Here is an 18,754-nt window from a genome sequence, read left to right as displayed (position 1 = left end):
ATATAACCTATTCTTTCGCCGCAGCCATTTCCAAGCGGTATTCTTCCCTCCGCTCAGCCCGTTCGCTCTCTTTCATCCGCGGACAGGTGTAGCAGAGACGGCCGCCTTCTGTCCGGTAATACATACAGCAGCGGTTGCGCATTTGTACAGTCTGCTCCGGATCAGCAAGAGACTCCATTCTGCGTACCTTTACCTGGAAGGGATTCCGCGGCATCTGGAAGACTTCCGCCGGCAGCTCATCCTTCAGGTAACCATAATCGTCAGCAATCCGCTGGAGCAGTGCAGTATCCGTAACTCCGGCAGCAAAAGCCTCTACGTAGTAATTGAACTTACTCGGCAGCTGCCCCCAAATCTCGCTTGGGGCTAGTCCGCTTACCTGTGAGATACTGCGGATTAAGGGTCCGGCTGTCTCCTTGTAAAAGCGGATTAATACTTCACTGCGCCATGCTTCCCGTGAACCGCCCTGCTCTGCTGCCGGTCCATATTCGGGCTTCCATTCCTGAAGCGAGTAAGCTATCCGGCAGTAGCCGTCTGCGGGAACCAGATGAATGGCCAGATTGTCCAGGCTGAAGTCCGGAACGCAGGAGAAGCCTGTAACTGAATACTGCACCGCAAGCGCGATACTGGACAGATAACCGCCAAAATACGCAGCGACGGCTTTGTCATCCAGCGCTTTCATCAGCGGCCGGTAGGCCTTCACGAATGCTTCCATCCCCTGCTCCTGCACCAGCTCCGAGGCTGCGAACGAATGCTGCGTTCCTTCCGGCGCTGCAGGATGAAGATCGAACCGGACGGCGAACTCTTTTATAAGTAACTCATTCATGTTCCTGCTCCTCTCCGTTCCGGTAATAAATATATTTCAGCTGCTAGAGACCGGCAGCCTTGTAAGCCGCCAATTCGTACGGCAGGCACAGCGGTACTCCGGTACGCGGATCAGGTACAATATCCGCTTCAATTCCGAACACCTCACGCAGTACACCCGGTGTCATCACTTCTTCCGGAGACCCTTCACTGATGACACTGCCGGATTTGATCGCAACCATATGCTGCGCGTAACGAGAGGCATGATTCAAGTCATGGACAACCATGATGATGGTCCGGCCTTCTTCATCGTTCAGCTTCTGCAGCAGCTGCAGCACTTCCAGCTGATGAGCCATATCGAGGAAGGTCGTCGGCTCATCGAGGAACAGGATATCCGTCTGCTGTGCCAGAGCCATCGCAATCCAGGCCCGCTGCCGCTGGCCGCCGGAGAGCCGGTCGATCGGGCGGTCATGGAACTCATTCATGCCGGTTACGGCAATTGCGTTCGCGATGATGCTCCGGTCTTCCGGAGTCATGGTGCCAAAGCCCTTCTGATGCGGGTAACGCCCGTAACCGACCAGCTCGGAAACTGTCAGCCCGTCCGGGGCCGTCGGATTCTGCGGCAGAATGGCCAGCTGGCGGGCCACCTCTTTAGTGGACAGGTTGTGAATCGACTTTCCGTCCAGCATGACACTGCCGCTCTTCGGCCGCATAATCCGGGCCATTGTCTTCAGAATCGTTGACTTCCCGGAGCCGTTCGCCCCGACCAGTGCGGTGATTTTCCCTGTCGGAAGCGACAGATTGAGCCCCTTTACTATCATTGCCTCTGCATAGCCGATACTCAGCTGTTCGGTATTTAAACGTTCCGACATGATCTTCACTCCTTAAAAGTTTTATGGAGCCATGCTCCTCTAGAAATAACTGCGCAATAAAACTCGCTTCGTAAGCATAAGCTTAAGTTTTTGAAGCATACGCTTCTATGAATAACTCTTCGCAAAAACTCGCTTCGTAAGCATAAGCCAAAGTTTTATGGAGCCGTGCTCCTTATGCCCTTGACTTGGCGAGCAGATATAAAAAGTACGGCGCGCCGATGATAGCTACAACGATACCCGTAGGAACCTCTGCAGGCTGGAGAATCCAGCGCCCGACCGTATCTGCAGTCAGCAGCAGCAGCGCACCAACCAGTGCAGCTGCAGGCAGCTGAATCTGATGGCGCGGGCCGACGAGCCTGCGGGCCAGATGCGGCGCAATCAGTCCTACGAAGCCAATGGCGCCGCTTACCGAGACACAAGCGCCGGCCAGAGCTACGGCAGCGGCTAACAGCAGCAGCCGTTCCCGCTCGAGCGGCAACCCCAGCCCCTTTGCCGTATCATCACCCAGGTTCAGCACATTGAGTACTTGCGCTTTATACAAAGCAAAGGGCAGCAGAATGAGAATCCAGGGCAGCAGGGCAAGCACGAACCGCCAGTCCCCGCCCCAGATTTTGCCGGCCAGCCAGACCGCCACGAACTGATAGTTCTGCGGATCGAGCCGCAGCGACAGGATGAGCTGAAATGCGTAAATGCCGGCACCGACGGCAATTCCGATCAGAATCAGCCGGGTAGGTGATAGTCCGTCTGCTCTGCGGTAGGCCAGCAGATAGATCAGCATTGCCGTAAGGGCGGCACCTGCCAGCGCCAGCAGCGGCAGGACAAAGATGGGGGCCGCCGTAGTTGCAGGGACAAAGGAAATGAAAATCAGGACAGCAAACCCTGCACCGGCATTAATCCCCAAGGTAGAAGGCTCTGCTAAGGCATTGCGTGACAAGCCTTGCAGAATGCTGCCTGATACAGCAAACCCCGCGCCGATCAGCAAGGAGATCACGATACGCGGAAGCCGGAAATCAAACAGAATCAGCTTCTGCTGCTTGCTGCCTTCTCCAAGCAGGGTATGTAGAACTTCAAGCGGAGACAGCCGCATGAATCCGGTATTCATACTGATAACAAACATAAGGACGATTAGTCCGGCAAGGATGCCCAGAATACTGAATTCCCTGGCGCGGCGCGGTTTCACTGAGGATACTGCAAGTGTCCGGTTCATTACAGCTCCCCCTTGCGCTTACTGGCCAGATAGATGAAGAACGGCACCCCGATTACAGCGATTAAGGCTCCAATCGGAGTCTCATACGGTGCATTGATCATTCTTGCCGCAATATCCGCGAACAGGATCAGAAGGCTTCCAAGAACCGCCGAGCAAGGGATAATCCAGCGGTAATCGACGCCGACAAGATAACGTGTAATATGCGGAATCATTAATCCGACAAAAGCAATCGGCCCGGCCGTCGATACTGCAGCTCCGGCAAGTATGATCACTATGATGATCCCGGCAGCCTGCACGAGCCGTGTGCGCTGTCCAAGCCCCGCCGCAACATCCCGGCCCAGGCTCAGCAGTGTAATGGACCGCGAGAGCACCAAAGAAGCTGTCAAGGCCGCCCCGATCCAGGGGGAGATGATTGTAAGCTGCGTCCAGTTCGCCCCGCCAACCCCGCCCGCCATCCAGAATGCGATGTCCTGGGACAGGTTGAACAGAATCGCTATCCCCTGGCTGATTGCCAGCAGCATGGCACTGACTGCCGCGCCTGCAAGAGTAAGCCGCAGAGGCGTAAGGCCGCTATGGGAGAGCGAGCCGATGCCGAACACCAGCAGTGAGGCCACAGCCGCACCTGTGAAGCAGTAGAACAGGATATACACGAATGACAGTGATGGCGCAAAAGCAAAGGCCAGCGCAAGGCCCACGCCCGCACCGGCATTCAGTCCCAGCAGGCCCGAGTCGGCCAGCGGATTGCGGGTCATCCCCTGCATAATCGCCCCGGCAACGGCGAAGCAGGCTCCAACGAGCGCTCCGGCCAAGGCCCGGGGAATGCGCAGCTCACGGATTACCTGATGCTGGGACAGCTCCGGGTTGAACCGGAAGACCGCTGCCCATACGGTGGCCAGCTTGATATCCACAGCACCTACAGATACGGATAACATCAGCCCGATAATAATTGCTGCGATCCCAAGCACCAGAATAGTCATTGCGGCAACCGGCCGCGACTTTACCGGTTGGTCTCCGGGAGCAGCAGAAGAATGAAGTGTGGATCTTGTAGATGAAACCATAAGCCGACTCCTTAACAGGATTATTACGAGCACCTGACTGATTATCATTCTCATTATCGCAAATATATGAAAATTGTACAACTTATACAGTACTAAAAAAAACGTGCAGATCATCGTATCTGAAAGATACAAGGACCTGCACATTCTCAGGCGGTAAATTTTCTTACCGCAGCTCTGCTTACTTTACAAGACTGCTCAGGGCATCATCAATGGTTTTGGAGTTAGCTACCGGCCCGCTGTACAGCCAGCTGGATTCTCTTCCGAACTCATGAACATTCCCCGCCTTTACAGCCGGAATTCCTTTCCAGATTGCGCCATCCGTAATTTCAGCTGCATCCGCCCCGTCACTGTTCACCAGGATGATCTGATCTGCAGTCAGCTCGGACAACTTCTCAAGTGTGATTGGATTCCAGGTTGCTCTGGACTCTGCCGGGATGTCGGTAACCAGATTCGGCAGCTTCAAACCAAGATCACCATACAGTACCGCCCCGCTGCTGCGGGTTTCGTCTACGATAAAGAAGTTCTTGGAGACCAGCCACAGGATCGCTACAGATTGATCACCGATTGAAGCGGTGATTTTCGCCTTGGCATCAGCCGCTTTTTGATCATAATCTGCAAGGGCTTTCTCAGCTTCAGGAGTCTTCCCTAACAGCTCACCGATCCGGAGCAAGCTTGCACGCCAGTCTTTGCTGACCTCATCACCCAGAACATACGTAGGTGCAATTTTGTTCAGCTGGTCATACAGCCCGTTCTGAACGAGGCCTTCCGATTGTACGATGGTGAAGTCCGGAGCGAAGCTGGTTACAGCCTCCAGCGGAAGGTCATAGCTAATCGTTGGAATATCTTTGAGCTGGGTTGCCAGGTATTCCTGAATACCGTTGGCTACGGACCACTGGGCAACCGGAGTCACACCGAGAGCCACCAGATAATCCTCCATATAAGATGCAAGTACACGCTGCGGGTTCGCCGGGATCGTAACTTTATGCCCCATTGCGTCTGTCACCGTTTGTTCCGCAGCCGGTGCAGCTGTTTCTGCCGGTGCAGTTGTAGGTGCAGCCGTGGTTTCAGCTGCCGGTGCAGCCGTTGCAGCCGCTCCGCTGTTTGCAGCATTATTATTACCGCATGCGGACAGCAGTACCGTCATGGTCATGAGTCCGGCCACGGCCAGCTTCATACTCTTCGGTCTTTGCAGATTGAACGACAACATTTGATTACCCCTCCTGTATTTACATTCTTTGATCGGTCAAAGGTGCCTGATGCCTTTGCCTCATATTATTAGATGATATTGATTCTCATTCTCTATGTCAACAAAATTGTTTAGTTTTATATAAAACAACCCTGTCACATTAAAAAGACAGCTCCCCCGCCTGCAGGAACTGTCTGTTCACATCTCTTCAGAAATGTTTATTTGTGCAAATGATAAGGAACGGTTGCAATAACAATATCCTTCTGATTCATCAGATAAGAGCGGATGAACAAGCTGGTCTGATTATGCAGAACCGCCTGCCACCAGTGCTTCGTTACAAATTGCGGAATTAATACAGTGATATGATCAGTTGACGCTGTCTTCCATTCTACCGTATCGATAAACTTCACCAGCGGGCGGATAATGCTGCGGTACCGCGAACGGAGTACAATCAGCCGGACACCGGGATTCCATTCCTCCCACTTCTGTTCCATCTTATGAATCTCTTCCTCATCGAACCCTACATAGACAGCCACTACATTATCAGTCAAGGACTTTGCGTAGCTGATCGAATGCAGCACCGCGCGGGTTACGCCCGCAACGGGAACGACAACCGTACTTCCCTTGATGCAGGGCTTATCGGTAGCCGGGCAAATCCGCAGCTGATCGGCAATATTCATATAATGACGGTGAATCCGGTGGAACACAATAATGACGAGCGGCAGGAAGATGAAAGCCATCCACACGCTTGAGAATTTGGTAATAATGAAGATCAGGGTAATCGTCAAGGTGGTGAGCATGCCTACCGTATTAACCGCGAACTTGCTCTTCCAGCCTTGCGGCTTGGTTCTGAACCACTGCACCATCATGCCCAGCTGGGACAGTGTGAACGGGATGAATACCCCGACTGCATATAACGGGATCAGCCCTTCTGTATTCCCATGGAATGCTGCTACCAGTACAGCCGACAACACTCCGAGGAAAATAATACCGTTCGAGAAGCCCAGCCGGTCACCGCGGACCATGAAGGCATGCGGCAGATATTTATCCTTGGCGAACATGAAGGCCAGCAGCGGGAATGCCGAGTAAGCTGTATTAGCTGCCAGGAACAGGATCACTGCTGTAATCCCTTGAATGAAAAAGTACAAACCGCCGCGGCCGAAGGTCGATTCGGTAATCTGTGAGACCACCGTCGCCTTCTCATCCGGCATAATACCGTACCAGTAAGCCAGCAGCGTAATTCCAGTGAACATAATCCCGAGGATCAGACCCATCAGCATAAGGGTTTTGGCGGCATTTTTTTCCGCAGGAGCCTTGAAGTTAGGAATAGCATTGGAGACCGCCTCAACCCCGGTAAGTGCCGAACAGCCAGAGCTGAATGCCTTGAGCAGCAGGAACATACTGACATTCGATACCGCTGACCCGATCTCAGGCACATGCGCATGCGCACCGCCGGTCATATACTTGATGAACCCTGCGATAATCAGCACGAAGATGGAGACAACGAACAGGTACACCGGAATAGCTATGAAGGAAGCAGACTCGGTAACGCCCCGCAGATTGACAATTGTCAAGAGCAGGATTACAGAAACCGCAATTAATACACTATGATTATGCAGACTTGGAAAAGCTGAAGTGATCGCATCCGTACCCGCTGAAGCACTTACGGCCACAGTCAGAATGTAATCCACCAGCAGCGAGCCGCCGGCCAGAAGTCCGGTATGCACGCCCAGATTGCTTTTGGCAACGATATATGCGCCTCCGCCCTGCGGATAGGCAAAGATAGTCTGCCGGTAGGACATAATCAGGATAGCCAGCAGGCCCAGTACGGCTAAGGCAATTGGCAATGAGTACCATATAGCTGTAAATCCGGCAGCCACGAGTACAATTAAGATTTGTTCTGTTCCGTAGGCTACAGACGAGAGCGCATCAGAAGACAGGACAGCCAGTGCTTTCACCTTGGATAACTTTTCATGATCGAGTTCGTTCGACTTCATCGGACGTCCGATCAATAGTCGTTTTACCTTGCTTACCATCGTAGTAACAGTTCCTTTCTTGGTTGAGTTGAATCGGATATTCCGTGCGCTGTTTTCAAAGTGGATTTCATAAATGCAGGCACAAAAATAAGCATACGGAAATGATCCGCATGCTTAAGGGGTGCATGGTCATTATCCCACTGTTAGCTTACGAGGTTAGCTGGCGGATTCGGGCTGTGGTAGCCCTACGGTTCCGGGTATGTGACCCCGGTCCGATTCACCCCTTTGTCATGAAGACCAAGTGTGGTTCCCCCGTTTTTCCTTCCGAAAAATTCAGCGCATATTCAACTTCTCACAAGGACTAATATTAGTCTACAACAGGCTTTCCGTAAAGCGTTGAAACAAATGAAAAAAGAATGAAAAGCATCCAAAACAACCAAATCTAACATCCGGTATGTCTGGATCTTTCATTCTCTCTTATTATCCCATTATGGCGTGATTTTGCAGCATTTCTGCCTAACTATTTGTCCAAAATTAAAGGAAAAATCAATCTTATTATTGTGCCGGCAGCCTTCTTACTCTGCTGTATCCTCTTTACGTCCTGTCCAGAGCAAAATTGCGATTAAAGCAAACGCAATCAGGGCAAGCAAAGGAATCGTAATAAATCCGAAATAATTCAGATAATCCTTATTGCAGGGAACACCAATCGTACATGGAAGGACCTTGCTGAGTGCCGGTATTTTCTGTTCCGCATAGTGATAGATTGAGATACTCCCGCCAATCAGGCTAAGCGGAAGCACGTACGGAATGATGCGCTTATCTCCACGGTAGGTGGCGATCCCGAGCAGGAAGAGCTGCGGGTACATAAAGATGCGCTGGAACCAGCACAGCTTGCAGGGCTCATATTTCAGAACTTCACTAAGGTACAGACTCCCTGCCACAGCAATGACAGAGACAAACCAGGCCAGGTAGAGGCAGTTGCGCCGGCAAAAGGCAGAAAAGGCACTCACTGTGCAGTCCCTGCTTCAGCAGCCAGCTGGATCTGAGCGTCGATAGCTTCGATATTGAACGGTTCAGCTACCTTAACTCCATTGATGAAGATCGAAGGCGTTGTCGTGACCCCTGAGCTTCTGCCGAGTTCGATATCTCTTTCCAGTTCAGCGGAATAGGTCTGGTCTTCAATATCCTTACGCATCAAATCGTAGTCTACCGGCAGCTCCAGCTGCTTCGCCAGACTTACCAGATAATCCGTTGTAGCCCACTCTTCATTCTCATCGCCTTGGTTAGCGTACACTGCATCGAAGAATTTCCAGAAGGCTTCCTGGTCCTGATGATAGACAGACAATGCTGCGAGTGAGGCTGTTCTTGAATCATCACCGACAAAGGCCAGGTTGACGAAATAGAAGGCGGCTTTGTCCTGATTCACATATTCTTGCACAAGCTGCGGTTTAATTACCCCGGTAAACTGGGCACAAGCCGGGCATTTGTAATCTCCGAATTCCACAATTTTGACTGGGGCGTCTTCTTTGCCGAGCCGCGCCATCTCACTGTAATTGAAATTAACCGGATCTGCATTTGAAGCGGTAGTGGAGCTGTCCTTCGAGGCCAGGAGGAATAAGCCGGCGAAAATAATTACGACCAGTGCTACTGTACTCACGATCAGAATTCTCGTTTTCTGCTTCTGCTGCTCCTGCTCTGCCCTGCGTTTCTCCTGTTTGCTCATTTGGGGAACTGCGGCATTGTTCTTTTTAGGTTTGCTCAAAGAGAGTTCCTTTCCGTCCTTCAGGACTATCGTGATAAAAGATAAGTTACTTTCAATTATATAATTAAAATTCTCTCCTTGGCAAACCCTGAATTATACAGCTGCATTATCTGCCGGAAATCCGCTTTTCTTCTCCTGAGTGAATATCAGTTCCGCCGGTTGCTCCAGTGACTGCAGCATAATTCTGAACAGAAACCGGCTGCCGCCCCCTTCTGCCGGCTCGGCCCAGATTGCCCCCTGCATCAGATCAACCAGTTTTTTACAGATGGCCAGCCCCAGCCCCGTCCCCGGATATTTACGGGTATGCGTTGCATCCATTTGTGAAAATGACTGGAAAAGCAGCTGCAGCTTATCCGGCTGAATACCGATGCCCGTATCTTGTACAGTGAATTGCAGGCCTTGAGTAGCGCCGCGTATTCCATAGGATTCTACAGTAACAGTAACCGTCCCGGAAGGCGTGAACTTCACCGCATTGCCGATCAGGTTAATCAAAATCTGGCGGATGCGCGCACTGTCACCTACAAAGCCGGCGGGAAGATCTTCTTCGATCTCCAGCGCAAGCGCCAGCTGCTTGTCCCTCGTAACCACCGCATACATATCGATACATTCCTGCAGCAGTACCTTTAGATCAAAAGGCGCTTTATGCAGAACAAGGCTGTCTGCCTCCAGCCGGGAGATATCCAGGACATCGCTCATGACATGCAGGAGTGCATGGCTGCTGCTGCTCTGCAGCTTCAGCAGCTCCAGATGCTCCGGCCTGCTGATCTCCTCAGCCAGCAGCTGATTGATACCGATGATGCCGTTAAGCGGGGTACGGATCTCATGGCTCATGGTTGCGAGGAACTCGCTTTTCATCCTTGCAGCACTTTCCGCAGCATCCCGGGCCGTGATCAGCTCCTGCTGGTTGGCCATCTGGGCAGTCACATCCTCAGCTACGATATACACCAGATGCTCCTTGCCGTGAAGCAGCGGGAACACTGTCGCACTGCAGATCATCTGCTCTCCGCCTTTGGTCCGGACCTTCAGCTCAAGCTTCGAGGATTGCCCCCGCGAGGCTTGCAGGACCGCCTCATGAATCGCTGCAGCATCCCGGTCACTATACAGAATATGTTTATAATTCCCCAAATCCTCTCTGCTGTATCCGGTAGTATTGCGGAGGGCGGGATTGATACTGACTACCCTATGCCGGACCGGATCAATGCACAGCACCATATCAGGATTATGCTCAAACAATGCGATGTAACGCTGCTCATTGAACTCGGCTGAATGCAGCACACGCTGCCGGTCCCTGTACAGGAGCCCCAGCGTTGCCGCCACAATGAACAGGAAGGCTCCCCCCAGCAACAGACCAAGCTGGGAATCATCCATCAGCAGCGACTGTCCCGTATAACTGACCGAAACATCCGGTGTAAACGCGGCACCGGCCATAGCGGCATAATGGATACCGGCGAACGCCCCGGTTAATAGCAGCACAAGCAGTATTTTTGAGAAACTGAACATATTATACTTATTCCTCAGCCACTGTTCGTTATAAGAAGCGGTCACGGCTGGAACAATTAGCGCAAACAATACGGAGAGGATCATGGAGCCTATCCCCTGCTCATAGGTCGCAGCCAGCTTCATTGCCAGAATTCCGCTGAAATGCATAATCAGGATGCCACTGCTGAAGAGCAGTCCGCCAAGTCCCAGATAGATCCGGCTGCGGGTATGCGGGTTGTTCAGCATGACGAACAGCATATAGGAAGCTGCCACCGGTATTACCAGTGAGAAGGCCAGCAGCGGGAGATCATAAGACACCGGAACTCCAAAGTCCATTGCGCGCATTCCGATAAAATGCATCGTCCACATTCCTGTACCCAGCACAACGGAAATCAGCAGCATATACAGCTGCCCCTTTGCTCCGCGAAGCATACGTTCCGCCAGATCCAGTGCCGTAAAGCAGGATAAGAATGCTATTGTTAGCGATAGAAGGACAAGCAAATCATTGTAATGGTTATGAGGATGTCCCAAATACCTCGCCCCTTCCTTTTAGACTACACCTATTTACACATGCTTTACCCCGAACGAATCCGGTCGAATCGGCAGTTTACATGAAATGGACAGTCAGTTTTTACCGCTAAAAAAAAGAGCACGGACGCTGTAACCAGCGTCATGCTCTTCCTGAATAAGGCCTAAGCCCCGGCTTCCTCGGTCAAAAACTGCACCTTCAGCAGCTTAATCCGCGAAATCCGCTTATTCTCCGTCTCCTCTACCACAAACAGATGATTGTCGAACTCAACGGTCTGGCCTTTTTGCGGAGGATTGATCTCCAGCTTCGAGTACAGCCAGCCGCCGATGGTATCATAATCATCCGTCTCCATATGAATTCCCAGCTTGTCATTGATTTCTTCAATCAGCATAAGCCCGTCAATAGAATACTCATCCTCGCCCAGCATCTCGATGCCGGGGCGCTCCTCATCGAACTCATCCTGAATCTCTCCGACAATCTCCTCCATTATATCTTCCAGGGTAACCATTCCCGAGGTACCGCCATATTCATCAATCAGGATGGCGATTTGAGTCTTGGCCCGCTGCATGACCTTTAGCAGGCTGCTGATCTGAATGGATTCCGGCACGGTCAGGATTGGACGGATCAGTTCGTTATATTTCGGCGCCTGATCGCGGATCATATCCTTGATATGAATGAAACCGAGAATATGATCCTTATCCCCGTCGCAGACCGGGTAACGCGTTCTCATGCCGTCAAAGGCGATCTCCAGATTCTCCTCGGTATCCAAATGGGTATTCAGGCAGATCATTTCCGTGCGGGGAATCATAATCTCCCTGGCCATCGTATCCGCAAATTCGAAGATATTATCCACCAGTGCCATTTCGGTGTTGTCGATCAGGCCGCTTTTGTTGCTCTCCTGCATCAAAATGCGTATTTCTTCCTCCGTATGTGCGGTAGCCAGCTCTGAAGCGGGAGTCAGACGGAAGATCCGCAGAAGCCCGAGAGCAAGGCCGTTAACCACCCAAATAAAAGGATACATGATCCGGTAAAAAACATTCATCGGACCCGCAGTTAGCAGAAGTACCGCCTCCGCCTTATTCACGGCGATCGTTTTGGGGGCAAGCTCACCAAGCACGATATGCAATACGGTGATGAACATGAAGGCAATAATCAGGGATATCACAAACACCGTGGTCTCGCCAAAGCCGAGATTCGTGACCAGCGGCCCCACAATGGTGGCAATCGCCGGTTCACCGAGCCAGCCCAGCGCAAGCGAAGCCAGGGTAATCCCCAGCTGGCAGGCAGACAGGAAGCCGTCCAGATTATGAACGATGATTCTTGCTGCAGGTGCCCGTTTGCTGCCTTCTTCAATCAGTGCATCAATGCGCCCGCTGCGCACCTTCACCATCGCATACTCCACCGAAACAAAAAAACCGTTAAGCAGCACAAGTAAAATGATAAGTCCTACGTTAAATATACCGGGTAAAGGGTCGCTCAAATTATACTCCTATCCGCCGTTTCCTGTGCGGGCGGATAGGCCCACCTCCTTCGTTTGTTCAAAATGTCAGACTGGATCATACGATCTGTTCCTTTCAGCATCAATTTCCCAAGTGTCTTCAGCTCCTGTACGAAATCACGAATTATAAATAATACTTTTATTATATAAATATATTAGGCGAAACAGCAAGCATGCGTGTCCCCTCGAAAAATACAGCATATGTAAGTACGGGGGCATAAGAAACGGCTGACCGCCTTAAACAAAGGTGGACAGCCGTTTTTGCGTTATTCTATGGATAAATGGCCAGAAAGCTTATCGGCAGCCCCGTACACCACCGGGATTTCCAATGACGCCCGGATATTGATAGACAAGCGGCTCATCGAAAGTAGCATAATCAAAGTTCACCATCAGCAGTACAACCCGCTGTCCGGTTGCCTTGTCACTGATGATCAGGTGGTCACGGCCGGCTGCTTCTAGCACACCGGTATACACCTTGGCATTCCAGTCTTTATTGTTCTCGTACGTAAAGTAAAAGGTGCCAACCTTGCCCAGATTGAGGCGGAAAATGTTCTCTACATAAGACTGCTCATACACCGGAGCCGCAGTCGAAATTACAGTTCCGGCCGGAGTCATCGGGCTGCCGCTGGTCACCTGCGGCGGCATACCGCTCATGGTACCCATATTGCCGATACTGCCTTTATTGCTCATCGCGCCCATTGTACCCATGGGAGCCATACCATTCATGTTGCTCATGTTGTTCATGTTGTTCATATTTCCTGCAGGTGTGCTGCCCATCATATAAGTAACGGGACGGTAAGGTTGACCGATCATTTGTGAAAAACCTCCTAATAAGTAAGTTGAAAATCTTAAAACTGCTGCTTCATGTTTGAACGTCAGCGTTGCAAGAAGCAGCCCGGGAGGACAGGCGAATGGTCTGGCGCCCTGTACTTATGCAGCAGGCCGCTATACCTGTTCCCTCCGGTCTCTGCATAGCCTAGAATAATGACGGGCAATCTGCTGCTGTCGGAGTGAAGAAGCAATGTGCCTTATAACGGCCTGTGTTCTGCTGGTTATACCAGGTATCCGGACAGGCTCCGACTGGCCGGAAGAACCACAGCGCATTCGATGCCGGCCAGGTACGCTCGCCGTTAATGGCCCGCCTTGCCAGACGGACATCGGCTTCCCGGGCCCGCTGATAGAAGTATCCCTTCTGCGGGGCTTCGAAGCCTCCGGGGCTCTGGTAGACCATATCATTCACACTGCGGATGTTGTTGAAATCCAGGCAGTTGCCCAGAATCCGGTTCACCCCAACATTGCCGACCATCAGCATGCCTGACTCCCCATCCTCCTCGGCCTCTGCCCGCATCAGCCGCGCAAGCACCCTTACATCCTCCGAGTTCGTTTTGATGACGGCCACGCGTTCTCCTCCTTGTAACTCTTTATGAACTGCTGTCTGCGCAAGCATCCGTTGTTCTTTGCTGCTCGCTGTATTGTATGTGTATCCGCCCAGAGTGGTGACAGTCTCCGCCCAAAAACCTGCTGACTGAACGGTTTACTGTCTTCTCATTCAAAAAACCCTCTGTCTCCGCGGGGGGAGGCAAGAGGGCTGGAGTTGAATTGTTAATTGATGAAGCCTTATTACCTGAATCTATTCTGCAGTTGAGTAATGAGGACGCCGCTGAAAACCATGATACCGTGTTCCTTGATAGGTCAGCATTCCCCGGTCCCCTTCAGCACTCATGCCGTATTCATGGCCATCCACCCTGAATTCTCTCCGGACGCCATCCTCAGCTTCATACGTCAAATAATAGGTTGTACTGGTCCGGCTGGACTGACTTTCATCCGATGATTGCTGCTGGCGTACTTCACTGCGCTTGCTGACGATCCGGGCAGGGACGGACTGCAGGGGGGCGTTATTGTTCCGGCTCCACTGAAGCAGTCCTCTGCCTGCAGATACAGCGATAATTCCCACGATCAGAGCGAGAAATATCGGCAATACCGTTCCTGTAAAATCAAACATCCAGGATGGGTCCGGTCCCGTTCCCATGATCTCTTCCCCCTTGTTCCGATGAATTAGCTTCCCTGTCCTTCACAGGACTGCTATAAGTATATGCCCCTTCTCTTCAAGACAGCACAAGCTGCCCTAACAGCAAAAAGACCATCTACATTCCCGTAATTCAAGGAATCTAAATGGTCTTCATTATCGCCAGAAGGGCAGTCACATTAAGCATGTACGAGGTCTAACAATTGTCTGGTTTCATCTGTTTCTACCGGCATCATGCCATTGTCTGCCCAGCAGGCTCTGCATTGCTCTTCGGTTTCACACAGGTGGGCATCATCACAGTTGTAGCACAATTGCAGCAGGTTTCTAGTCATATAATCCGTTTCAAATGTTTTCATAATAATCTCTCCTCTTCGGGATGAAAGTTTGTGAAAAAATGAACTTGTTCTCTATGTGTTAAATATATCACAGGATTTATAGTTTGTCATGTGATTTTTTTCACATTTTTAAAGAAAATTTTAATTACCTTTTTTCCGATTATCAACTTCTGTATAAACCGCAGTATTCACTAAGATAATATGAGATTCAGGTACGGTTCATCCTTAAGCAGTGACGCCTCCATTGCCTGCAGATATTCTGCCTGCTGCCGCGAGAGCTGACTCTTGTCAGCATACATCATATGATACGTGAAGGAGTATAAATGCCTGTACTGAATGAAATAGTTAAGATCCTGAACAACATCCGTACCCGGATTTCCGCGGACATAGCCCTTCATAAAATAGTTACAGAATGCTTGTATGAACTGCTCCCGTTCACTCTTGCCCACCGTTTGTGCGGTGTGATACATCACTATGGCTACATCATAAGCATACCAATGATACTCGCAGTCGCCGAAATCAATGACACTTAATACATTATCATTGATTAGCAGATTGCCGTGATGAAGATCTCCATGAATGAGCCCGAACCGGTCAGTGGATACCTTCATTTGGTTTAGCTCGTCAACGTATCTCAGCCATTTTCCGGCCAGGTGCGGATGAAGCTCAGCCTGCTCCAATTGCAGCAACATTTTGCTTTCATTCCATTTGGGAAAGACATGATTCGCGGTATAAGCTTGTGAGGCAGCATGAATTTGCCCCAACAGCTCACCCCAGCGTTCAAACAGGCGGGCATTCCACATTTCTTTGCTGGCCGGATTGACTGGTAAGCCGTCTATCTTGTTATATACAATAAAATAAAATCCGTTATTAATCCGCTTTATATAGTCTTGTCCCAGAATGCGTACCGGTCTAGGGACATGAATTCCCTGTGAGCAAAGGCAGGCTAACCACTCCATTTCAGCCAGCGTAGAGGTCTCCAGAGCTACTGCATTGTCGAGGATTTTAACGATAAGCTTCCTGCCGGCTCCAACTTCAAATACATTGCTGCAGTACCCGCCTATAAGCCTATAATCTGTAGACTCTATTTGAAGCATAGCCAGGACTTGTTCAATCAGCTGTTGATCCATCCTCACCCTCCCAACCTCATATTAAATGAATATACTTGTCTGCAATCAGTTTAACACATACTGGAATCCTCCTGCCTTACGTGTACTCCAAAAAAAGGCTGCCCGCGAAGCAGCGGACAACCTCTAAAATTCCTTACACTTACATGACCCGCCAGCTTACCCCGCCGTTAGTAGTCTGCAGCAGGATAGATCTGCGGTCTTCTTCCTTCTCAATAAGCAGCCAGCCTACATCGCTGGAGATGAACTGCAGCTTCACAACCTCTGGGTATTCCAGGAGCTTAGACTGCAGCACACTGCTGGCCGGAAGCGCCGACCAGGTCTGCCCCTGATTCACCGTCTTGTACAGCAAATTGCCTTCCAGTGCCCAGCCGGTCTGAGCGTTCAAAAAGTCAGGCACAACATGGCGGTTAATTCCCGAGACTGCCGGGCGACCCAGGCTGACAAACTTCCAGTTCTCTCCGCCGTTAGCGGTAAAGTAGCCGCTATAAGTTACGCTGCCTTCCTTCTCTAATTGACAGCCCGCTGACATCCACCCGCCGGTCCGGTCCTCCCCGAAAAATTCCGGCACACCGGTAAGTACCCTGTCGCAGCCGGCAAAGCTCTCGTTCACAAGGAAGTCAGGACCGGCCACCCAGCTGGATCCCCCGTCCCGGGTCATGAAGGTTCTCGGCAGGGCACCGGTCTGCAGCGCTACAAACCCGCGGCTCGGATCCCGGAAGAGCATGCCAGTGGTTACACCCGCGAGTGGAATTGTATTATTCGGCAGGTTCGGATTATATTGCTCATTCTGCATGACCAGATTCCAGGTTGCCCCTCCGTCCTCAGTCGCGTATAAGGCTTTGCTCTCTTTGGTTGAAGAAGCATCCCAGGAGGTCATCAGCCAGCCGCTGTCCGGGGAGCTGAAATAGATGGAGGAAATCGTGTTGGAATCCGGGAAAGCGGATATTTTCCAGCTGTGTCCCCCATCCGTTGTCCGCAGCACCACCGTCTCGGTCGTGCCGTAAGCGCTTCTTATAATCCAGCCGTTACTGGGATCAGTGAAGAAAATCTCTTTACCGTACACCGGATTAGTCAGAAACTGCACATTCGTCGACGGGGAAATATTCGCCCAGGTCTTGCCGTTATTAAGCGTCATATACATGCGCAGCTCATTTTTGGTAACTCCCCAGGCTATGCCTGCTGCATCGTTCAGCAGCCTGAAATCCGTCAGCCGGGTCTGGATCTGGTATTTCGTCGCGTTCTCGTTGTCTACGTTCTTCGCGTCTGGCGTGATCACCGTAATCGTCTGGCCCTCCTCCGGCGCTTCCGTCGGCTGTGGCGGCTGGGAAGGCTCCGGGGCAGGAGCAGATGAACAGGCCGAGAGAATAAGCAGAGTCATGAGCAGCATGAACCCTACTCTCAGAAATGTATAACCTGATGTTTTCGCTGCCAATGCCCTCTCTCCTCCTCTATATATCCGTTATTTCTTTGAATTCAAATTACTGCGTCTATATCCGTACAGCCAGTAGATTACCAGCCCTATTGCAACCCAGACGAGGAAGCCGATCCATGTATGTCTGCCCAGATTGGTCATCAGATAACCGCAGGTTAAGGCACTCAAAATTGGAATAAAGGGTACCCAAGGCACTCTGAATCCCCGCTTAAGATCGGAATGCGTACGGCGGAGTACAATGACTCCCAGTGAAACTACCAGGAAGGCAAACAGTGTACCGATACTGGTCAGATCAGCCAGCTTGTCCAGCGGAACGAAGCCGGTCATAACAGCAATAATCCCGCCTACCATCCAGGTGCTGCGCACCGGGGTATGAGTTTTGGGACTGACCTTGGACAGGCTCTGCGGCAGCAGACCGTCGCGGGAAATGGCAAACAGCAGGCGGGTCTGGCCGAACAGCATAACGAGCAGCACGGTAGTCATCCCGGCAATAGCACCTATTGAGATCAGTCCGGCAATCATATTCTGGTCAACAAACCGCAGGGCGAAGGATACCGGATCACTGACATTCAGGTTCTGGAAAGGTACAATCCCTGTCAGCACCAGCGAAACAGCAATGTACAGCACCGTACAGATCGCCAGCGAAGAGATAATGCCAATCGGCAAATCCCGCTGCGGGCGCTTTACTTCTTCGGCAGCCGTTGAAATAGCATCAAATCCGATATAGGCAAAAAATACAGTTGCCGCCCCGTTCATCACACCATGGAAACCAAACGGCAGAAACGGCGTCCAGTTCTCAGGCTTCACATAGAATACTCCGGTGAAGATGAAGAGCAGCACTACCGATATTTTGATGACAACCATAACCGCGTTGAAGCGGGCGGTCTCCTTCACTCCCCGGGTCAGCAGATAAGAAATGAGCAGGATAATTATCACTGCAGGCAAATTAATGAAAGTTCCTTTATCCGCATTATACGCTCCGGATAAAGCTGTGGGCAAATGCAGGCCGAAGCCTTCAAGCAAGCCCTGGAAATACCCTGACCAGCCGCTGCTTACTGCAGCCGCCGCCACTCCGTATTCCAGTACAAGATCCCAGCCAAGCACCCAGGCCAGCAGTTCACCGAAGGCAACATAGCTGTAAGCATATGCACTGCCGGATACAGGCAGAGTGGAGGCAAATTCGGAGTAGCAGAGTGCGGACAGCACGCAGGCGAAGCCGGCGATGATGAAAGACAGCACCAGCCCCGGTCCGGCATGCTCGGCAGCCGCCACTCCGGTCATCACGAAGATCCCGGTGCCGATAATGGCCCCGACACCAAGCATGGTTAAATCCATTGCGCCCAGTGTCTTGCTAAGTTTTTCTGATCCGGCATTCTGGGGAATCGCCAGCGGTTTTTTACGGAATAAATCCATTCTGTAGTTCGCTCCTGTCAAATGGTTGAGTGAATACTATGAAATACCAT

17 protein-coding genes and 1 riboswitch are annotated in these 18,754 nt (G+C 51.3%); all 17 genes read right to left on the bottom strand.

Annotation, left to right across the window (positions count from 1 at the left end):
* Positions 1-7: 7 nt before the first annotated feature.
* Positions 8-823 carry a (2Fe-2S)-binding protein gene (locus tag LOS79_RS07355; protein ID WP_315417577.1) on the bottom strand — a complete coding sequence of 272 codons (816 nt, stop codon included), beginning with the start codon at positions 821-823 and terminating at the stop codon, positions 8-10.
* Positions 824-866: 43 nt separating this feature from the next.
* Positions 867-1,673 (bottom strand): ABC transporter ATP-binding protein, encoded by an 807-nt coding sequence (locus LOS79_RS07350; protein WP_315417574.1) that lies wholly within the window; start codon positions 1,671-1,673, stop codon positions 867-869.
* Positions 1,674-1,845: 172 nt separating this feature from the next.
* Positions 1,846-2,880 (bottom strand): FecCD family ABC transporter permease, encoded by a 1,035-nt coding sequence (locus tag LOS79_RS07345; RefSeq protein WP_315417571.1) that lies wholly within the window; start codon positions 2,878-2,880, stop codon positions 1,846-1,848.
* Complete coding sequence (locus tag LOS79_RS07340) at positions 2,880-3,938, bottom strand: FecCD family ABC transporter permease (protein ID WP_315417568.1); 1,059 nt, start codon at positions 3,936-3,938, stop codon at positions 2,880-2,882. Before LOS79_RS07340 ends, LOS79_RS07345 begins: the two co-directional genes overlap by 1 nt.
* A 178-nt stretch (positions 3,939-4,116) precedes the next feature.
* Entirely contained in the window at positions 4,117-5,145 is a 1,029-nt protein-coding gene (locus LOS79_RS07335) for an iron-hydroxamate ABC transporter substrate-binding protein (protein ID WP_315417565.1), read from the bottom strand.
* 197 nt (positions 5,146-5,342) lie between these two features.
* Entirely contained in the window at positions 5,343-7,160 is a 1,818-nt protein-coding gene (locus LOS79_RS07330) for an APC family permease (protein WP_315417563.1), read from the bottom strand.
* Positions 7,161-7,289: 129 nt separating this feature from the next.
* Positions 7,290-7,449, bottom strand: a riboswitch (cyclic di-AMP (ydaO/yuaA leader).
* Positions 7,450-7,675: 226 nt separating this feature from the next.
* Positions 7,676-8,110: a disulfide oxidoreductase gene (locus LOS79_RS07325; RefSeq protein WP_315417560.1), complete on the bottom strand. Its 435-nt coding sequence runs from the start codon at positions 8,108-8,110 to the stop codon at positions 7,676-7,678.
* Entirely contained in the window at positions 8,107-8,823 is a 717-nt protein-coding gene (locus LOS79_RS07320; RefSeq protein WP_315417557.1) for a DsbA family protein, read from the bottom strand. The genes LOS79_RS07325 and LOS79_RS07320 overlap by 4 nt, the downstream gene beginning before the upstream one ends.
* Before the next feature lie 132 nt (positions 8,824-8,955).
* Positions 8,956-10,872, bottom strand: a complete 1,917-nt coding sequence (locus LOS79_RS07315; protein WP_315417554.1) for an ATP-binding protein — start codon at positions 10,870-10,872, stop codon at positions 8,956-8,958.
* A 161-nt stretch (positions 10,873-11,033) separates the two neighbouring features.
* A complete protein-coding gene (locus LOS79_RS07310; RefSeq protein WP_315417552.1) occupies positions 11,034-12,350 on the bottom strand; it encodes a hemolysin family protein in 1,317 nt (438 codons plus the stop codon).
* Between the two features lie 312 nt (positions 12,351-12,662).
* Complete coding sequence (gene gerQ, locus LOS79_RS07305) at positions 12,663-13,181, bottom strand: spore coat protein GerQ (RefSeq protein WP_397386741.1); 519 nt, start codon at positions 13,179-13,181, stop codon at positions 12,663-12,665.
* Positions 13,182-13,344: 163 nt separating this feature from the next.
* Entirely contained in the window at positions 13,345-13,767 is a 423-nt protein-coding gene (locus LOS79_RS07300; protein WP_315417549.1) for a cell wall hydrolase, read from the bottom strand.
* 231 nt (positions 13,768-13,998) lie between these two features.
* On the bottom strand, positions 13,999-14,397 hold the full coding sequence (locus LOS79_RS07295; RefSeq protein ID WP_315417546.1) for a DUF2500 domain-containing protein: 399 nt from the start codon (positions 14,395-14,397) through the stop codon (positions 13,999-14,001).
* 176 nt (positions 14,398-14,573) lie between these two features.
* Entirely contained in the window at positions 14,574-14,750 is a 177-nt protein-coding gene (locus tag LOS79_RS07290) for a hypothetical protein (protein WP_315417542.1), read from the bottom strand.
* A 170-nt stretch (positions 14,751-14,920) separates the two neighbouring features.
* The gene (locus LOS79_RS07285; RefSeq protein WP_315417539.1) at positions 14,921-15,859 is read right to left on the bottom strand and encodes a phosphotransferase enzyme family protein; all 939 of its coding nucleotides are present in this window, start codon (positions 15,857-15,859) and stop codon (positions 14,921-14,923) included.
* A gap of 139 nt (positions 15,860-15,998) precedes the next feature.
* On the bottom strand, positions 15,999-17,291 hold the full coding sequence (locus tag LOS79_RS07280; protein ID WP_315417536.1) for a WD40/YVTN/BNR-like repeat-containing protein: 1,293 nt from the start codon (positions 17,289-17,291) through the stop codon (positions 15,999-16,001).
* 27 nt (positions 17,292-17,318) lie between these two features.
* Positions 17,319-18,704 carry a branched-chain amino acid transporter BcaP gene (locus LOS79_RS07275; protein WP_315417533.1) on the bottom strand — a complete coding sequence of 462 codons (1,386 nt, stop codon included), beginning with the start codon at positions 18,702-18,704 and terminating at the stop codon, positions 17,319-17,321.
* Between the last annotated feature and the right edge of the window lie 50 nt (positions 18,705-18,754).

Source organism: Paenibacillus sp. MMS20-IR301 (assembly GCF_032302195.1).
GTDB lineage: Bacteria > Bacillota > Bacilli > Paenibacillales > Paenibacillaceae > Paenibacillus_AQ.
This window is presented reverse-complemented; position numbering and strand designations above follow the sequence as displayed.